This window comes from Streptomyces sp. enrichment culture (assembly GCF_964272895.1).
Lineage (GTDB): Bacteria > Actinomycetota > Actinomycetes > Streptomycetales > Streptomycetaceae > Streptomyces.
Window position 1 is genome coordinate 7,125,636 of the sequence record NZ_OZ186832.1, and the last position, 16,434, is coordinate 7,142,069.

Sequence of the window (16,434 nt, forward strand, 5' to 3'; positions counted from 1 at the left end):
TCAGACCTCGAAGCGGTAGCCCATGCCGGGCTCGGTGATCAGATAGCGGGGGTGGGAGGGGTCCTTCTCCAGCTTGCGGCGCAGCTGGGCCATGTAGACGCGCAGATAGTTGCTCTTGTTGCGCTGCGAGATGCCCCAGACCTCCTGGAGCAGCTGCTTCTGCGTGATCAGCTGCCCCGGACGCGTCACCAGGATCTCCAGCAGATGCCACTCGGTCGGCGTCAGACGGACGTCCTGACCGTCGCGGACGACCTTCTTGGCGAGCAGGTCGATGCTGAAGCCGTCCGTCTCGACGAGCGAGGTCTCCGGGGTCAGCGGGATGTCCTCGGTACGGCGGACGGCGGCCCGCAGCCGGGCCAGCAGCTCGTCCATGCTGAACGGCTTGGTGATGTAGTCGTCCGCGCCCGCGTCGAGCGCGCAGACCTTCTCGCCGGACGACTGCCGGGCGGACAGCACCAGGATCGGCACCCGGGACCAGCCGCGCAGCGCCTTGATGATCGCCACGCCGTCCATGTCGGGCAGGCCCAGGTCCAGCAGTACCACGTCGGGCTGACGCTCGGCGGCGAGCCGCAGCGCCGTGGCCCCGTCGGGTGCGGCGTCCACGCCGTAGTGACGTGCCTGCAAGTTGATCACGAGGGCCCGCAGCAGCTGCGGGTTGTCCTCCACCACGAGCACCCGGGTCATGGGTGTGTGCCTCTCCTGTCGTACGTCGGGCCGTGAGGAAGGTGCCCTCACCTGCGCGCCATGAGGTCCCTCAGGGCCATGTCGAGCCTGCGGACGCTCACCCGCGGCTCGCCGATGAAGCCGAGCGTACGGCCCTCGGTCTGCGCGCCGACCGGCCGCCCCACCTCGGCGACGGCCAGGCCGTTGCCCCCTGGGGCCCGGCGGACCTGCCGTTTCGCTCCCGGATGACGGGCGCCGACTCACCGGTGGTCGCCGGCTCGCCGCCGGACGCGACACCCCTCGACCGCATCGCCCTCGCCGGGGCTGACGTCCGCGCCGCGCGCAGATCAGGCGCCGATCTCCCGCGCGCGACCGGGACTTCGGAGCTGTCGCGGAGGCGACCGGCAAATCCTTGACGCCGCCTTGACGCCTTCGTCGGCTCAGGGGGCGGTCCGGGCACCACCGTCTGCCTACGCTGGTCCGGCCGTCCGAGCGATGGCCGCACAGCACGCATCACCGCACGTCAGGAGCCCTTGATGGTCGCCACCGCACCCCCTCCGCGCCGTCTGCGCGCATGGATGCTGGAGGGACTGTCCGACAGGGGCAAGGGCGACGGCCCCACGGGCCCGCACAGCCGGCCGGAGCCCGCGCACCAGGGCCGGCCGTGGTACCGGGTGATGTGCCTCACCGGCGTCGACTACTTCTCCACCCTCGGCTACCAGCCCGGCATCGCGGCTCTGGCGGCGGGCCTGCTGTCGCCGGTCGCGACGATCGTCCTGGTGATCGTCACCCTGGCCGGCGCGCTGCCGGTGTACCGCAGGGTGGCCGAGGAGAGCCCGCACGGCGAGGGCTCCATCGCCATGCTGGAGCGCCTGCTCCCCTTCTGGAAGGGCAAGTTGTTCGTCCTGACGCTGCTGGGCTTCGCGGCCACCGACTTCCTGATCACCATCACCCTGTCGGCCGCCGACGCCTCCACCCACCTGGTGGAGAACCCCCATCTGGCCAACGCCCTCCACGACCAGCAGCTGCTGATCACCCTGGTCCTGATCGCCCTGCTCGGTGCCGTGTTCCTCAAGGGCTTTCTGGAGGCGATCGGCGTCGCCGTCGCCCTGGTCGCGAGTTACCTGGCCCTCAACGCGATCGTCGTCGCCGTCGGCCTCTATCACGTGGTCACCGAGGGCCATGTCGTCACCGACTGGACGAACGCCCTGACGGCCGAGCACGGCAACGTCTTCGTCATGATCGGCATGGCCCTGATCGTGTTCCCCAAGCTGGCACTCGGCATGTCCGGCTTCGAGACCGGCGTCGCGGTGATGCCGCATGTCGAGGGGGACCCCGGGGACACGCCGGACCGGCCCGCGGGACGCGTCCGCGGCGCGAAGAAGCTGCTGACCACGGCCGCCCTCATCATGAGCGCCTTCCTGATCGCGACCAGCTTCATCACCACTCTGCTGATCCCGGAGAAGGAGTTCGAGGAGGGCGGCCAGGCCAACGGCCGCGCCCTCGCGTACCTGGCGCACGCCTACCTCGGCAACACCTTCGGCACGGTCTACGACATCTCGACCATCCTCATCCTGTGGTTCGCGGGCGCCTCCGCGATGGCCGGTCTGCTCAACCTGATGCCGCGCTATCTGCCCCGCTACGGCATGGCCCCGCACTGGGCCAGGGCCGCCCGCCCCATGGTCGTCGTCTTCACCCTGATCGGCTTCCTCGTCACCTGGCTCTTCGACGCCGACGTCGACGCCCAGGGCGGCGCCTACGCCACCGGCGTGCTGGTGCTGATCAGCTCGGCGGCGATCGCGGTGACCATCGCCGCGCGCACAGCGGGGCAGCGGAAACGGACCGTCGCCTTCGCGGCGATATCGGCGGTGTTCCTGTACACGACGGTCGTGAACGTCGTCGAACGCCCCGACGGTGTCAAGATCGGCGCCTGCTTCATCGTCGGCATCGTCCTCGTCTCGCTTCTGTCCCGGCTGCTGCGCGCCTTCGAACTGCGCGTGACCGACGTGACGCTCGACGACATGGCGGAACGGTTCGTCCGGGACATCGCCGGCCGCAGGATCCGGTTCGTCGCCAACGAGCCCGACGCCCGCGACCAGGCCGAGTACCGCGCCAAGGTCGAGCAGATCCGCGACGACAACGACCTCACCGACCAGGACGACTTCGTCTTCGTCGAGGTGACCGTCACCGACCCCTCCGAGTTCGAGGCGGGCCTGGTCGTGCGCGGCGAGGTCATGCACGGCCGCTACCGGGTGCTCACCCTGGAGTCCTCCTCCGTCCCCAACGCCCTCGCCGCGCTGCTCCTGCATGTGCGCGACGCGACCGGCCACACCCCGCACATCTACGTCGAGTGGACCGAGGGCAACCCCTTCGCCAACTTCCTCCGCTTCCTCCTCTTCGGCCAGGGCGAGGTCGCCCCCGTCACCCGTGAGGTCCTGCGCGAGGCGGAACCGAACCCGACGCGCCGCCCCCGCGTGCACACCGGCTGAGACGACCACCACGCGTCCTCGGCGGTCACGTTCGCGCCGAACTCCGAGGACCGCAGTGCCCGATCGGCGACGGTCGTCCGTCCCCGTCGTCCTTGACAGAAGACGCCTCGAGTCTTAAGTCGGTGTAGAGGCACGTCGTACCCAAAGCGCAGCTCGCGGGGCCGGGGAGGTGGCCCGCATGGAGAAGCCGGACCTGTACGCCGTCCTGGGCGTGGCACCCTCGGCCACCGGCGCAGCCCTCACCTCCGCCTTCCGGGCCAGGGTCCGGGAACTGCGCCCCGACACGCGGGTGGACGCCGTCACCGCGCAGCGGTTCTGCGAGGTGCGATCGGCGTACGAGACACTGCGCGACCCGGTGCGCCGCGCGGCCTACGACCGCGCCCACGAGCCGGCCCGCCGACGGCCACCGGGGCCCGAACAGCCGCCGCCGCGCCCCGCCCGGCCACCGGCCCGCCTCACCGTGCTCCAGATCCCCGTCCCGCCCGAGCCGCCCCTGCGAGCGGGCCCCGTCCACTGGGAACGCACCCCGCGCCGAGGCTCCTCATAGACGCAGGCGCGTCACTCACCTGAACCGAGCTCGCAGCACGGCCGTACTCCGCCGTCGGCAGGGGAAGGTGTGCAACACATTTCACCGCGGAAAACCGGCCTTTGCCTGCTGGTTAAACAGCAACGATCCCCGGCTGGCTGAAAATGCTTGCAGAAAGTTGCGCAAGATCTTGTCGTGCCCCAAGGATGCGGGGCATGAACGAGCTTCTGAAGCGCATAGCGCGACCGGTCACCCTGTCCGCCATGACCGCGGCGGGCCTCCTGACGGCCCTCACGGCCGCCCCCTCCGCCGCGGCGGCCACCGAGGCCACCGCCCCGGAGTGCGTGCAGTACTACCAGAGCTGGCGCTACACCGATGTCTTCAACGGCTGCGGCGACACCGTCGCCGTCACGGTCGAGTACACCAACGGCCAGTCCGCCCCGTGCCGCGTCATCCAGCCCGGCGGGTGGGCGACCTTCGCCGGCTACGGAACGGACGGCAACTACGTCACCGGGCTGCGGACCTGCGATCCCACGACGAGCGGCGCCTGACGGTCCATGAGAACCGACCTCGCCGGCCGGTGAGTTGCCGCGGGGGAGTCGGCAGTGCTACATGAGAGTTGGCACTCTCTGGTCGAGAGTGCCAACGGCTGGGTCGGGTGACGTACTCGTGCGGCCGTGACCGGCGCGTCCGGCCGCGCGGGTGGACGTCGCGGGCGTCACCCTGGTCCACCGTCGTCGACCCACGGATCGATGCGGAGGAGACCGTACCGATGACTGCGAAGATCATCGCTTACGAGGAGGAGGCGCGCCGCGCGCTGGAGCGCGGCATGAACCAGCTCGCGGACGCCGTGAAGGTGACGCTCGGCCCCAAGGGCCGCAATGTGGTGCTGGACAAGAAGTGGGGCGCCCCGACGATCACCAACGACGGCGTGTCCATCGCCAAGGAGATCGAGCTCGAGGACCCGTACGAGAAGATCGGCGCCGAGCTGGTCAAGGAGGTCGCCAAGAAGACGGACGACGTCGCCGGTGACGGTACGACGACCGCGACCGTCCTCGCCCAGGCGCTGGTGCGCGAGGGCCTGCGCAATGTGGCCGCCGGGGCCAACCCGATGACCTTGAAGCGAGGGATCGAGAAGGCCGTCGAGGCCGTCTGCGCGGCCGTGCTGGAACAGGCCAAGGAACTGGAGACCAAGGAGGAGATCGCCAGCACCGCCGCGGTGTCCGCGGGCGGCGACCGCCTGATCGGCGAGCTGATCGCCGAGGCCATGGACAAGGTCGGCAAGGAAGGCGTCATCACCGTCGAGGAGTCCAACACCTTCGGTCTGGAGCTGGAGCTCACCGAGGGCATGCGCTTCGACAAGGGGTACATCTCGCCCTACTTCGTCACCGACGCCGAACGCATGGAAGCGGTCCTGGAAGACCCCTACATCCTGCTGCTCGGCTCCAAGGTCACCGCGGTGAAGGACCTGCTGCCGCTGCTGGAGCAGGTCATGAAGGAAAGCCGGCCGCTGCTGATCATCGCCGAGGACGTGGAGGGCGAGGCGCTGGCGACGCTGGTCGTCAACAAGATCCGCGGCACCTTCAAGTCGGTCGCCGTCAAGGCGCCGGGCTTCGGCGACCGCCGCAAGGCCATGCTCGGCGACATGGCCGTCCTCACCGGGGCCACGGTCGTGTCGGAGGAGGTCGGCCTGAAGCTGGAGAACGCCACCCTGGACCTCCTCGGCCGCGCCCGCAAGGTCGTCGTCACCAAGGACGAGACCACCATCGTGGACGGGGGCGGCGACGGTGTCGCGATCGAGGGCCGGGTCAAGCAGATCCGCGCCGAGCTGGAGCGCTCCGACTCCGACTACGACCGCGAGAAGCTGCAGGAGCGCCTGGCCAAGCTCGCCGGCGGCGTGGCCGTCATCAAGGCCGGTGCCGCCACCGAGGTGGAGCTCAAGGAACGCAAGCACCGCATCGAGGACGCCGTCCGCAACGCGAAGGCGGCCGTCGAGGAGGGCATCGTCGCCGGTGGCGGTGTCGCCCTGCTCCAGGCGTCCGAGACGGCCTTCGAGAAGCTGGACGTGGACGACGAGGAACGCACCGGTGCGGAGATGGTCCGGCGCGCCCTGTCCGCCCCGCTCCAGCAGATCGCCGCGAACGCCGGTCTGGAGGGCGGTGTGGTCGCGGAGAAGGTCCGCACGCTGCCCGTCGGCCACGGTCTGAATGCCGCGACCGGCGAGTACGTCGACATGATCGCCGAGGGCATCATCGACCCGGCGAAGGTGACCCGTTCCGCGCTGCAGAACGCCGCCTCCATCGCCGCGCTGTTCCTCACCACCGAGGCCGTCATCGCCGACAAGCCCGAGGACAAGGGCAAGGGCAAGGACACGGCCGCGGCCGATCTGTAGCCGGCACCGGCCCGGAACACCGGTGGCCCGCACGGCGCGGGTCACCGGCGTCCCGGTGGCGCACGTCGGACGGTGGCGGCCGTCCGACGCGCGCCGGTCCCGGTCAGCGGTTCCGGTCGGCCGTCGCGGTCAGCGGACGAACGACACGTCGACGTAGGTGTCGGCCGGCGACCCGGAGGCGGTGAGGCAGCGGACCTGGATGCCGGAGCTCGGGGTCCAGTGGTCGACCTTGCAGTGCCGGGAGTCGGCGCCGTAGGCGGTCACCTGCACATTGCCGTAGCCCAGGGGCATGCCCGGCGTCCACACGCGGTAGACGCCGACGCCGTGGCGGGTGATCCGGTTGGTGTGTCCGGCGGAGTTGTACTGGTACGCCGCCGAGGGCACGTACGAGGCCGCGGTCGGCTGGTTCGCCCAGGCGTACGCGGCGGGCGTGGTGCGCAGCAGGCCGGTGCCGCGGGTGTACGTCAGTGTGAAGCGGGTGTCGCGCAGGGCGCCGCCCAGGGTGAAGCAGCGGACGTTGACCATCTGGGCGGTTCCCGACGGGTACCAGTTGACCACCTTGCAGCGCGCCGCCACGTCACCGTACGCCGTCACCTGCACATGCCCCGCCGCGGAGCCGATGGAGGGCAGCCGGACCGTGTACTGGCCGATACCGCTGCTGGTGATGGTGTTGCGGACCCCGGCGGAGTTGAACTGGTACGTCAGCGAGGGCGTGTACGAACCCGAGGACGGCTGGTCCGCCCACACATAGCCGAACCTCCCGCCGAGATAGGCGGTGTTGACGTAGCTCGCGCTGAAGTAGGTGTCGGCGCGGTACCCGGAGGCCGCGAAGCACCGCACGTGCACGTCGAGCCGTTCACCGACCGGCGTCCAGTACGCCACGCTGCATGAGTGGTTGGTCGCGCCGTACGCCGTGACATGCACCGTGCCGCCCAGCAGGCCCAGCCGGGGCATGCGCACCGTGTACTGGCCGACGCCCGTGCGGACCACCGAGTTCACCGCGCCGGTGGAGTTGCGGCTGTAGTAACCGGACGGTGTGTAGGGCGTGTTGAGCGGGGCGGACGGCTGGTTCGCCCATACGTAGGCGTAGCCGCGGGTCGCCGCCGCCTGCGCGGGGGACGGTGTGACGGCGAAGAACCCCGCGGTGAGCGCGAGCGTCATCAGGAGCCGCAGCATGCGGGCCGGCCGGTGTGCGGCCCTGCCTCTGGTGGTCGTGTTCATCTCTTCCCTTCTCTCCCGGACACGGGCAATGGAGGGTGAGGACGGCAGAGGCACCCGCGGTACGCGCCGGTGGTCACCACCACGGAACGGAACCGGCCGCGGCACACCACGGCACGGCACGGCTCGTCGAGCCGGCTGTGCCGAGGCGTGCGCTCCCGCGGCCACGCGGCGGAGAGCGGCGCGCGGCTGAGATGTGAGACCCCCCGGACAATTCCGTTTTCCCCCCAAGGCGTTCAGAGAATTGCACAGCGGCAGTCGGCCAGCCACTGGCCGAAAGCAGCTTGTGGGAGGTGAAGCAGCACTTCAGGGGCGCTCGCGCTCCTGACCGAGCGCCCTGGCCGGATCAGAAGGCCGTCAGGCGCCGCTGCGGCGGGCGGTGACCAGCAGGTACTCCCACTCCATCGCGCCGTCCCGCAGGTGGCGGCCGGCGAGGTCCGTGAGGGCTGTGTCGAGGGCGGCGACCTTGTCGGGGTCGTCGGCGATGGTGCGGTAGGTGACGATGGTGGGGCCGTAGAAGGACTTGAAGAAGTCGCGGAAGTCCTCGGGCGCGGTGAACCGGTCGACGCGAAGGGTCTGGCGCCGGGCGTCGAGGCCGGTGACGCGGTCGCCGAGCAGCGCGGACACATGGTCGGGGTCGCCCCACAGGGGCGGCGGCTGGGCGCCGGGCGGCGGCGCAGGCGCGTACGGGCGCATGGCGGCGAACATCTGGCCGATGAATCCCTGGGGCGTCCAGTTGATCAGCCCGATGACCCCGCCCGGCCGGCAGACCCGGACCAGTTCGTCGGCGGCCTGCTGATGGTGCGGGGCGAACATGACACCGACGCAGGACATCACGGCGTCGAACTCGCCGTCCCCGAACGGCAGCGACTCCGCGTCCGCCACACGCCACTCCAGCTCGGCACCCCGCTCCGCCGCCTGCCGGCGTCCGCTCTCCAGCAGCTCGGGGGTGAGGTCGCAGGCCACGACGTCGGCCCCGAGCAGAGCGGCGGGGATGGCCGCGTTGCCCGAGCCCGCCGCCACGTCCAGTACCCGCTGTCCGGGGCTGACGGTGCTCCGTACGAGCACGCCTCCGAGCTCCGCGATGACGTCGGCGGCCAGCCGGGGATAGTCGCCCAGGGCCCACATCGCGCGGTGCTTCGCCTTGAGTGCCTGGTCGGCCTGGTCCGCTTCACTTGCCTGCGACATGTCGGACCCCTTCCCAGCCGTACGAGCGGGGCGGTCGAGTCCGCCGACTCGCGCACCCTCTTCGACTGTCTCACGCGCCCGCCTCCGGCGCCGCTCGGCGCTGCCCGCAGGGGGAGGCGGTGGCCCGGTACGGCGGGAGCCGCGCCCTCGCCCTGTCCCCGTGGGGCGGGCGGTCACCCCTTCAGGGCGCGGCGGTTCGGGCGGCCGAAGTCGAGCCAGGCCCGTTCCCATCGGCGGGTCAGGGCCGGGTAGACGATGAGGTACCGGAACGGAAGGATGGCGGCCATGTACAGCCGTCCGAAGAGTCCGTTGGGTTTGACCAGCGCGGCCATGCGCAGTTCGTAGCCGCCGTCGGCGGTCGCCACCCAGCCCAGGTGCATGATGTCGTGCACGGTCCGGTTGGCCAGCTCGCGGGCCGCCTCGTCCTCCACCTGGTACACCTCGGAGAACGGGTCGCCGCAGGGGACGGCGTCCTGCACGGTCCGGGCGAGGTCGTGGGGGAGGCGGTCGCGCAGCGATGCGACCCGTCCGCCGAGGCCCGCCCGCGGGGTGTCCCAGCCCAGCAGGGCGCCCAGTTTCCAGCGCACCGCGAACAGGAACCGGACGGCGGCGGGTTCCTTCTGGGTGTCGTAGGCCGTCTTGAGCGCCTCGATCATCACGGGGAAGTCGTCGGGTCCGGCGTCGGGCGCGCGGAAGGACCAGACGTCCTCGATCCGGAAGTCACGGGTGAACTCGTGGATCCGCCACGGCTGTGCGGTGTGGGCGGCTCTGGGGATGCGCATCGGTCATTCCCTTCGGGGCGGGGTGCCCGCCGGAGTCGATTATGGAACCGTTGGTTTCGATACTCCTGGTCTCGTATGATGCACCCATGCCTGTGCGAGAGCAACCTCGCGGCCGAGGGGGACGCCCCCGGGACAGCCGCGTCGACGACGCCGTCGCCACGGCGGTCCATGAGCTGCTGGCCGAGGTGGGATACGCGCGCCTCACGACGGCCGAGGTGGCCGCGCGCGCCGGTGTGGGCAAGGCGGCGATCTACCGGCGGTACGCCACCAAACAGGAGATGATCTTCGAAGTTCTTCTCCCGGATCGCTTCCTGGCCGTGGCCCCCGACCGCGGATCGCTCCGCGCGGACCTGGCCGCCGTGCTCGCCGAGATCGCGGACAGCATGGCCGCACCGCCGCCGGGGACGGTCCCCGGGCTGCTGGCCGACATCCACGCCGACCCCGTACTGCGGGACCGCTTCGACGAGAAATACCTGGCGGCCCAGCGCCGGACCCTCACCGAGATCCTCGACCGCGCGGCCGCCCGCGGCGAACTCACCGCCCGCCCCGACCCGGCCGCCCTCAACGCCCTGCTGGTGGGCCCCGTCTTCGCCTGGCTGTTCCTGCTGTCCGAATCCCCCGACCGGCTCCCCGCACTGACCTCCACACTCCTTGAGGCGACACTCGCCCTCACCGGAGCGTGAGAACGGCGTGGCTCGCCGGGGTGAGAGCGGCGTTCGGCCGCCGCCTCACCCCTACGGGCGCGCCGCTTGCTCCACACGCCCGCCACGGCATGCGCAGGTCGCCTTCAGCGGGCAGTGAGGCAGCCGCTGACGGCCGATCGGGGGATGGCGTACGGCGTGTCACCCAGCTGATCGCTCCGGGTGGCGTGTATGGCGCCCGCGGCTGACGGTGGTTCACGTCGCAGCGGGGGTGTCTCTTGGCTGATGTCGTGTCAGCCGCTCCCGCCGTCGGCGGAAAGGAAGTCAGATGCGTGGAAACAGGATCCGTTCCGCACGCACCCTGCTGACCACAGCGGCGGCCTCGGCCGTCCTGGTGCTCGGCGCCCCCGCCGCCTCCGCGGTCGGGAACGATCACGGGGACTCCTCGTACGGCCAGGAGCAGGGCGGGGAGCACAGCGAGGAGACCTGGCAGGACCCCTCGCGCGACGGTCAGCACAAGGAGCACGGCGTCGAGAAGGACCACTCCGAGAGCGGCAAGTACGACGGCGGCGCGAACGACGGCGGTAAGCACGACGGCGGCGCGAACGACGGCGGCAAGCACGACGGCGGCAAGCACGACGGCGGCTCCTGGCGCGGTGAGCACGAGAAGCCGCGTGGCGGCATGCACACCGGTGGCGGGGCACTGGCCGCGCCGACGGTGACCGCGGGCGGGCTGGCCGTTCTGGCGGTCGCCGGCACCGGCCTGTACGCGGCACGCCGTAGGAGGCCGACCGGAAGCGCGGCCTGACCATGTCGGATGCCATAGTCCGCCGCGGCCGTCGCGCGTGCGCCGCGCGTGGCGGCCCTGGCGGCATCCGGCATCCCGTTGCTTCTCCGCTCCGCTGCCGTGTCCAGGTGAGGTGGTTACCCGATGGCAGCTCGTCCCTCTTCTCCCGCCGGCGGCACGCCCCCGCCGGTGAAGCCAGGAGTACGCGCCAAGCTCGTGGTGCTGTCGGCCGCGGCGAGCGCGGTGCTGGCCCTGCTCGTGGTCGGCGGTGGCGACGACGAGCCGACGACCGTCTCCAGCCCCCCTGTCCTGGCGACCGCGTCGGCTCCCCCCGCCGGGCAGCCGGCGACGAAGCACCTCCCGCGCTCGAAGCCGGTGCGCCTGCGCATCCCCGAGATCTCGGTCGACGCCCCCTTCGTCGCCCTGTCCATCGGCCCCTCGGGCCAACTTGAGCCGCCGCCCGCCGACGACGTCAACCTCGTCGGCTGGCACGCCGCGGGGCCCTCGCCCGGCGAGCGGGGCACCTCGATCATCGCCGGGCATGTCGACACGGCCACCTCGCCCGCCGTCTTCGTGGACCTCGGGGAACTGGAGAAGGGCGACGTCTTCCATGTGGACCGGGCGGACGGGCGCCGGGCCACCTTCGTCGTCGACAGCGTGGAGACGTTCGACAAGGACGAGTTCCCCGACCAGCGGGTGTACGCCGACACCGAGCAGGCGCAGGTCCGCCTCATCACCTGCGCGGGCGACTACGACCGTACGGTCAAGGACTACACGGACAACCTGGTCGTCTTCGCCCACCTCACATGAGCGCCGCCCCCACCTGGCAGGAGCCACCGACCGTCAGGCCCCGGCCCGGCGGGCCCGCCTGATGGGTTCCCCCACCCGGTGCAGATGGGCCAGGGCCTCGCGGTAGGAGCGGATCAGCCCGGTCTCGTGGTACGGCACCCCGATCTCCGCGCAGTAGGCGCGCACGAGGACCTGGGCGCGCCGCAGATGAGGGGTCGGCATGCTGGGGAACAGGTGGTGCTCGATCTGGTAGTTGAGCCCGCCGAGCAGCACGTCGGTGAGCGGACCGCCGCATACGTTGCGGGAGGTGAGGACCTGGCGGCGCAGGAAGTCGGGCCGTTCGTCGCCGCGGAACGTGGGCATGCCCTTGTGGTTGGGCGCGAAGGTGCAGCCGAGATAGACGCCGAAGAGACACTGGTGGACGGCGAGGAACGCCAGCGCCTTGCCGGGGGAGAGCACCAGGAACAGCGCGGCCAGATAGACGGCGATGTGGAGCAGGAGCAGCGCGGCCTCCGACGCCCGGTTCTTCATGGACGGCGAGCGCAGCGCCCGCAGGCTCGCGACATGCAGATTGAAGCCCTCCAGCGTCAGCAGCGGGAAGAACAGCCACGCCTGGTGTCCGCCGATGAGACGGGCCGCTCCCCGGCTGGCGCGGGCCTGCTCGGTGGACCACACCAGGATGTCCGGGGCGACGTCCGGGTCGAGTTCCTCGTGGTTGGGGTTGGCGTGGTGGCGGGTGTGCTTGTTCATCCACCAGCCGTAGCTCATGCCGATACCGAGGTTGCCGAAGAGCCGGCCCCACAGCGCGCTCGTCCGGCCGCTCCGGAAGACCTGCCGGTGCGCCAAGTCGTGGGACACCAGGGCTATCTGACCGGACATCAGGGCGAGGAACGCGGCCACCGCCATCTGCCACCAGCTGTCCCCGAGCGCGACGAACGCTCCCCAGCCGACCGCGGTCAGCCCGATCACCAGCGTGAGCCGCACGGCGTAGTAGCCGGGTCGGCGCCTCATCAGTCCCGCCTCGGTGACACGTCGGGACAGCCGCGCGAAGTCACTGCCGGCTCGGGAGTCGGCGCCACGGGAACGGGCGGCGGGCACGGTGGCCGCGACCGCGGCCTGAGGGGAGATCGTCATGCCCTTGAGTCTTCGCACGCCCGGCCGTCCGGAACAGCCTGCCAGTCCCCGTCCCGGAGGGGGGCCTGCCCCAGGACGGTCGGGGGTGCTGACACCCGCCGCCCGGAGCGAGGGGCCCGTCGGCGAGGCGGAGGGGACGGTCGTACGCGCCCGGCCGCCCGGTGCGCCGATCACCCCTCCAGCAGGGCGAGTTGGAGCCGTACGGCCTCGGTGAGCCGTTCGTCGTCGTCCGTGGCGAGGAGGTCGAGCAGAGCACCGCGCAGGACGGCCAGGGCGAGTGTGCGGCGGGCGGCACCCTGCCCGCTGTCGCGTTCGGCGGGCGGCTGGCAGTCGGCCAGCACGCCGAGCCAGTCCTCCACCGTCGCACGGGCGAACCCGGACCACGCCCCGTCGGGCTCGACCAGGGAACGCGCGTACGCCTCGGCCCACAGCCGCAGCAGCGGCCGGTGCTCCTTCGCCCCGAGCCACGCCCAGATCCGCTCGGCGGCCGGGACCAGCCCGGCGGGGTGATCGGGCTGCCTGACCCGGTCCAGGAGCGCCACCTCGTCGGCGCGGGCCCGCGCCAGCAGCGCCCGCACCAGGCCGTCCTTGCTGCCGAACAGGAACAGCAGCACCCGCGGGCTGGAGCCGATGGCCTCGGCCAGCGGGCGCAGGGACATGTCGGTCAGGCCGTGGGTGAGGGCGTACCGGTACGCCGCCTCCAGCAGCTCGGTCTGCCGGGCGGAGGGGGTTGGCGCTTGCTGGGGCATGCGGTTAGCCTAACTGAAACGAGTGTTTCAGTGCGGTGCGGACGACGTGCGGTGCGGACAACGATCACGGGACCGGGAGAGCAGCTCATGTCGCGGCGAGATCAGCAGCGAGATCAGCGGCGAGCCGTCGTGCGGCGCGCCGACCGTCCCGGCGACCTGGGATGGGTGGTGATGGCCCACGGTGAGGTCTACGACCGGCAGTTCGGCTGGAACACCGACTTCGAGGTCCTGGTCGCCAAGATCGTCGCCGACTACGGCGTCAAGCACGACCCGGCCCGTGAGGCGGCCTGGATCGCCGAGCTCGACGGCCGGCGGGTGGGCTGTGTCTTCCTGGTCGCCGGGGACCGGCCGGGGGTGGCCAAGCTGCGGATCCTGCTCGTCACTCCGGAGGGCCGAGGTCTCGGCCTCGGGACGCGCCTGGTCGCGGAGTGCCTGGCCTTCGCCCGCGAGGCGGGCTACGAGCAGGTGACGCTGTGGACCAACGATGTGCTGGTGGCGGCCCGCAGGATCTACCAGAGCTTCGGCTTCACCCTCACCGACGAGGAGCCCCACCACAGCTTCGGCCACGATCTCGTCGGCCAGAACTGGACCCTCGACCTGCGCGCCGGCGCGGCGGACGGCGGCGGCTGACGGACGGGGCGCCCCGACTCGGCCGGCCGACGGCGACCGGCTGGGGGCCGTGACCACGCGTCAGCCACCGTCGGTGACCCCGTCGATGCCGACTGCCGGCCCCGCCGGGGGAGGGGGGCCGGGCCGGGGATACCCTCGGACGGTGTCGAATCAGGAAGTCGCGGCCGGAGTGGGGCTCGCGCGGGTGATGGCCCACTGCGGCGGGAGCCCGGCGGCAGCCGTGCACTACGTGACCGGTGCCATCGCCTCCGCGCCGGAGAACCCCGAGCCCTATGAGGTCCTTGCCGAGCTGTGGCGGGAGAGGCCGTCGGAGCTGGCCGAGGTCCTTCAGGACGCCAGCACCCTGAGGACGGTCCTGGCGGGCTCGTACATCAGCTTTCTCCAGGGCGACATGGACGACGCGGTACTGGCGCTCGGATCGGTCACGGGGGTGCAGCCCGACATCGCGTGGGCCTCGGCCCCCTGGTTCGGCGACGAGCGGTTTCTCGGCGAGGTGAGCGCCGACGCGCTGGCCGAGGCCGCGATGCGGACGATGGACTACGGCCGTCCTCTGGACAGCGAGCCCATGCGCGAGCGGTTCCGGCCCTGGTTCCATGCCATCGAGGTGGTCTCCGGCCGTCAACCGCTGCCGGACGCGCTGGCCAAGATGGCGATCCTGCTCCGGGCGTGCGGCCGCACCGAGGCGTCGTTCGCCCTGTGCGACCGCGCGGACCGTGTCGAGCGGATCATGATGACGGAAGTCGTACGGGCGGGGACCTGGCGCAAGCTGGGGGACCCGGAGCAGGCCGCGGCGGCGTTCGAGCGCGCTCTCGCCCTGGAACCGGGCAACTGGTCGCTCTGGCTCGACCTGGCCGATCTGCGCGCCGAGCAGGGCGACTTCACCGAGGCGGTCCGGCTGACCGACCAGGGGCTGCGGTACGAGCCGACCGAGCCGACCCTGCGCGCGGCCCGGGCCGCCTACCGGGCACGGCTCACCGGCTCGCCCGCCGACCTGAGCGAACTCCTCGACCTGGCAGCGGGGCTGGCGCACAGCGAGTACCGCGGCCTGCTGATCGAGCATGCATGCGCCGGCCCCGGCCTGCCCGCCGAGCTCGTGGCCAGGGCCCGCCGCATCCAGAACGGCTGAGCCCCCGCTCGGCGGGGAGCGGGCCGGTCAGGACCGCTGTCCAGGGTGGTGCCGTCAGCCGAGCATGCCCGGCTGGTAGCCGCCGGCCGGCTGCCGGGTCATGACGTTCATCCGGTTGTAGGCGTTGATCAGGGCGATCAAGGAGACGAGGGCGAAGAGCTGGTCCTCGTCGTAGTGCTGGGCGGCGTTCTCCCAGACCGCGTCCGGGACCCCGCCGTCCGCGACGCGGGTGCCGAACTCGGCGAGCTCCAGGGCCGCCCGCTCGGCCTCGGTGAAGACGGTCGCCTCGCGCCAGGCCGCGACCAGGTGGAGGCGGGTCGAGGTCTCACCGGCCGCGAGGGCGTCCTTGGTGTGCATGTCGAGGCAGAAGCCGCAGCCGTTGATCTGGCTCGCGCGGATCTTCACGAGCTCCTGGGTGGTCGTGGGCAGCCCCGTGTCCGAGATGGCCTTGCCCGCGGCGCCCAGGTGCTTGATGATCTTGCCGGCGGTCTGGTTCCCGAAGGCGTCGAGGCGAGCCGTGACGGTCATGGTGAAGCTCCTTGCCGTGTCGTTCGTACGCTGCGTTCACTGCTCTGACAGAACGGCGCGGCGTCATCTGACACGTACGGAGGTGATCCCCGTCACGCCTCTGCGGCCGGGGGCGGCCACCGCCGTGACGGCCCGTCGGCCGTGACCGGTTCCGCGACGGGCCGTCGCGACCGCGGGGCTCGGCGGCTCGGTGGCTCGGTGGCCCGGTGGCTCGGCGGCCCGGTGGCCCGGTGGCCCGTGGCCCCGTGGCTCACTTCTTCCGTCGCCTCTTCTGCGTGTACCGCCGGTAGTGCTCGACCCGGTCGCCGTCGAGGTCGACCAGCTCCAGGATGTCGACCGCGGTCTCGCGCTCGCCCGAGACGGCTTCCCGGAGGATCAGCGCAAGGCCCTCGCGAGCCCGGAGCTGACACTCCCGGTCCAGGTGGGTGCGGCCGTGTGCGACCTCCACCGGGTGCGGGTCCCCGGCGACGAGATGCCACAGGAACGTGACGAGATACCGTCGTACGGCATCCGGCAGGGGTCCCGCGAGCGCGGCGAGGATCACACCGACCCCGGGGACCGCCGCCTCGAAGAGCCCGTGCCTGTCGATGAGGTGGCCCTCCAGGTCCGCCTCCGGCACCTCGTCGTCGGTCTCCGCCTCCAGCAGCCGCCGGAAGAGTTCGGGAACGTGCTCGGCGCTGCCGCCGCACCCGCACCGCAGCCGCCCCCAGTCGACGCGGTCCAGCTCGGCCTGCACCGCCTTGGCCATGCGCACGGAACACCTTCCTTCGTCGGGCCCGGCCGGCCAACGCG

The 16,434-nt window shown here is 71.6% G+C and carries 17 protein-coding genes and 1 pseudogene; 9 read left to right on the top strand and 9 right to left on the bottom strand.

What is annotated here, in order from left to right; all coding sequences use genetic code 11:
- On the bottom strand, window positions 1-684 hold the full coding sequence (locus ACSU6M_RS31820; protein ID WP_437074441.1) for a response regulator: 684 nt from the start codon (window positions 682-684) through the stop codon (window positions 1-3).
- A 47-nt stretch (window positions 685-731) separates the two neighbouring features.
- A pseudogene (locus ACSU6M_RS31825) lies at window positions 732-893 on the bottom strand (potassium-transporting ATPase subunit C); the annotation flags it as partial.
- A gap of 306 nt (window positions 894-1,199) precedes the next feature.
- Between ACSU6M_RS31825 and ACSU6M_RS31830 the strand changes: the two are divergent.
- The 4 genes from ACSU6M_RS31830 to groL all read left to right on the top strand — a co-directional run bounded on the left by ACSU6M_RS31830 (window position 1,200) and on the right by groL (window position 6,070).
- Complete coding sequence (locus ACSU6M_RS31830; RefSeq protein WP_437074442.1) at window positions 1,200-3,152, top strand: amino acid transporter; 1,953 nt, start codon at window positions 1,200-1,202, stop codon at window positions 3,150-3,152.
- Between the two features lie 178 nt (window positions 3,153-3,330).
- The gene (locus ACSU6M_RS31835; protein ID WP_437074444.1) at window positions 3,331-3,699 is read left to right on the top strand and encodes a J domain-containing protein; all 369 of its coding nucleotides are present in this window, start codon (window positions 3,331-3,333) and stop codon (window positions 3,697-3,699) included.
- Window positions 3,700-3,893: 194 nt separating this feature from the next.
- Window positions 3,894-4,229, top strand: a complete 336-nt coding sequence (locus ACSU6M_RS31840; RefSeq protein ID WP_437074445.1) for an alpha-amylase — start codon at window positions 3,894-3,896, stop codon at window positions 4,227-4,229.
- Between the two features lie 221 nt (window positions 4,230-4,450).
- Window positions 4,451-6,070 (top strand): chaperonin GroEL, encoded by a 1,620-nt coding sequence (gene groL, locus ACSU6M_RS31845; RefSeq protein WP_437074447.1) that lies wholly within the window; start codon window positions 4,451-4,453, stop codon window positions 6,068-6,070.
- Window positions 6,071-6,199: 129 nt separating this feature from the next.
- Here the strand turns inward: groL and ACSU6M_RS31850 are convergent, their stop codons facing one another.
- The 3 genes from ACSU6M_RS31850 to ACSU6M_RS31860 form a co-directional block, all read right to left on the bottom strand.
- A complete protein-coding gene (locus ACSU6M_RS31850) occupies window positions 6,200-7,291 on the bottom strand; it encodes a hypothetical protein (protein ID WP_437074448.1) in 1,092 nt (363 codons plus the stop codon).
- 354 nt (window positions 7,292-7,645) lie between these two features.
- Window positions 7,646-8,476 (bottom strand): class I SAM-dependent methyltransferase, encoded by an 831-nt coding sequence (locus tag ACSU6M_RS31855; protein ID WP_437074450.1) that lies wholly within the window; start codon window positions 8,474-8,476, stop codon window positions 7,646-7,648.
- A gap of 173 nt (window positions 8,477-8,649) precedes the next feature.
- On the bottom strand, window positions 8,650-9,258 hold the full coding sequence (locus ACSU6M_RS31860; RefSeq protein WP_437074451.1) for a DUF2867 domain-containing protein: 609 nt from the start codon (window positions 9,256-9,258) through the stop codon (window positions 8,650-8,652).
- A gap of 86 nt (window positions 9,259-9,344) precedes the next feature.
- Between ACSU6M_RS31860 and ACSU6M_RS31865 the strand changes: the two genes are divergently transcribed.
- The 3 genes from ACSU6M_RS31865 to ACSU6M_RS31875 all read left to right on the top strand — a co-directional run bounded on the left by ACSU6M_RS31865 (window position 9,345) and on the right by ACSU6M_RS31875 (window position 11,496).
- Window positions 9,345-9,941 carry a TetR/AcrR family transcriptional regulator gene (locus tag ACSU6M_RS31865; protein WP_437074453.1) on the top strand — a complete coding sequence of 199 codons (597 nt, stop codon included), beginning with the start codon at window positions 9,345-9,347 and terminating at the stop codon, window positions 9,939-9,941.
- Window positions 9,942-10,227: 286 nt separating this feature from the next.
- The gene (locus ACSU6M_RS31870) at window positions 10,228-10,707 is read left to right on the top strand and encodes a hypothetical protein (protein WP_437074455.1); all 480 of its coding nucleotides are present in this window, start codon (window positions 10,228-10,230) and stop codon (window positions 10,705-10,707) included.
- Window positions 10,708-10,830: 123 nt separating this feature from the next.
- Entirely contained in the window at window positions 10,831-11,496 is a 666-nt protein-coding gene (locus ACSU6M_RS31875; RefSeq protein WP_437074456.1) for a class F sortase, read from the top strand.
- Between the two features lie 33 nt (window positions 11,497-11,529).
- Here ACSU6M_RS31875 and ACSU6M_RS31880 read toward each other — a convergent pair whose 3' ends face one another.
- Entirely contained in the window at window positions 11,530-12,609 is a 1,080-nt protein-coding gene (locus ACSU6M_RS31880) for a fatty acid desaturase family protein (protein WP_437074458.1), read from the bottom strand.
- Between the two features lie 170 nt (window positions 12,610-12,779).
- Window positions 12,780-13,358 (bottom strand): TetR/AcrR family transcriptional regulator, encoded by a 579-nt coding sequence (locus ACSU6M_RS31885; protein ID WP_437074459.1) that lies wholly within the window; start codon window positions 13,356-13,358, stop codon window positions 12,780-12,782.
- An 87-nt stretch (window positions 13,359-13,445) separates the two neighbouring features.
- Between ACSU6M_RS31885 and ACSU6M_RS31890 the strand changes: the two genes are divergently transcribed.
- Both ACSU6M_RS31890 and ACSU6M_RS31895 read left to right on the top strand, forming a co-directional pair.
- The gene (locus ACSU6M_RS31890) at window positions 13,446-13,988 is read left to right on the top strand and encodes a GNAT family N-acetyltransferase (RefSeq protein ID WP_437074461.1); all 543 of its coding nucleotides are present in this window, start codon (window positions 13,446-13,448) and stop codon (window positions 13,986-13,988) included.
- A 187-nt stretch (window positions 13,989-14,175) separates the two neighbouring features.
- Entirely contained in the window at window positions 14,176-15,114 is a 939-nt protein-coding gene (locus tag ACSU6M_RS31895; protein ID WP_437075436.1) for a tetratricopeptide repeat protein, read from the top strand.
- A 54-nt stretch (window positions 15,115-15,168) separates the two neighbouring features.
- Here the strand turns inward: ACSU6M_RS31895 and ACSU6M_RS31900 are convergent, their stop codons facing one another.
- A complete protein-coding gene (locus tag ACSU6M_RS31900; RefSeq protein ID WP_437074463.1) occupies window positions 15,169-15,642 on the bottom strand; it encodes a carboxymuconolactone decarboxylase family protein in 474 nt (157 codons plus the stop codon).
- Between the two features lie 250 nt (window positions 15,643-15,892).
- A complete protein-coding gene (locus ACSU6M_RS31905) occupies window positions 15,893-16,396 on the bottom strand; it encodes a hypothetical protein (RefSeq protein WP_437074464.1) in 504 nt (167 codons plus the stop codon).
- Window positions 16,397-16,434: the final 38 nt, after the last annotated feature.

Bases quoted from the DNA above. Each gene is read 5' to 3' on its own strand.
- ACSU6M_RS31820 (WP_437074441.1), bottom strand. From the start codon at position 684: ATGACCCGGGTGCTCGTGGTGGAGGACAACCCGCAGCTGCTGCGGGCC.
- ACSU6M_RS31830 (WP_437074442.1), top strand. From the start codon at position 1,200: ATGGTCGCCACCGCACCCCCTCCGCGCCGTCTGCGCGCATGGATGCTG.
- ACSU6M_RS31835 (WP_437074444.1), top strand. From the start codon at position 3,331: ATGGAGAAGCCGGACCTGTACGCCGTCCTGGGCGTGGCACCCTCGGCC.
- ACSU6M_RS31840 (WP_437074445.1), top strand. From the start codon at position 3,894: ATGAACGAGCTTCTGAAGCGCATAGCGCGACCGGTCACCCTGTCCGCC.
- groL (WP_437074447.1), top strand. From the start codon at position 4,451: ATGACTGCGAAGATCATCGCTTACGAGGAGGAGGCGCGCCGCGCGCTG.
- ACSU6M_RS31850 (WP_437074448.1), bottom strand. From the start codon at position 7,291: ATGAACACGACCACCAGAGGCAGGGCCGCACACCGGCCGGCCCGCATG.
- ACSU6M_RS31855 (WP_437074450.1), bottom strand. From the start codon at position 8,476: ATGTCGCAGGCAAGTGAAGCGGACCAGGCCGACCAGGCACTCAAGGCG.
- ACSU6M_RS31860 (WP_437074451.1), bottom strand. From the start codon at position 9,258: ATGCGCATCCCCAGAGCCGCCCACACCGCACAGCCGTGGCGGATCCAC.
- ACSU6M_RS31865 (WP_437074453.1), top strand. From the start codon at position 9,345: ATGCCTGTGCGAGAGCAACCTCGCGGCCGAGGGGGACGCCCCCGGGAC.
- ACSU6M_RS31870 (WP_437074455.1), top strand. From the start codon at position 10,228: ATGCGTGGAAACAGGATCCGTTCCGCACGCACCCTGCTGACCACAGCG.
- ACSU6M_RS31875 (WP_437074456.1), top strand. From the start codon at position 10,831: ATGGCAGCTCGTCCCTCTTCTCCCGCCGGCGGCACGCCCCCGCCGGTG.
- ACSU6M_RS31880 (WP_437074458.1), bottom strand. From the start codon at position 12,609: ATGACGATCTCCCCTCAGGCCGCGGTCGCGGCCACCGTGCCCGCCGCC.
- ACSU6M_RS31885 (WP_437074459.1), bottom strand. From the start codon at position 13,358: ATGCCCCAGCAAGCGCCAACCCCCTCCGCCCGGCAGACCGAGCTGCTG.
- ACSU6M_RS31890 (WP_437074461.1), top strand. From the start codon at position 13,446: ATGTCGCGGCGAGATCAGCAGCGAGATCAGCGGCGAGCCGTCGTGCGG.
- ACSU6M_RS31895 (WP_437075436.1), top strand. From the start codon at position 14,176: ATGGCCCACTGCGGCGGGAGCCCGGCGGCAGCCGTGCACTACGTGACC.
- ACSU6M_RS31900 (WP_437074463.1), bottom strand. From the start codon at position 15,642: ATGACCGTCACGGCTCGCCTCGACGCCTTCGGGAACCAGACCGCCGGC.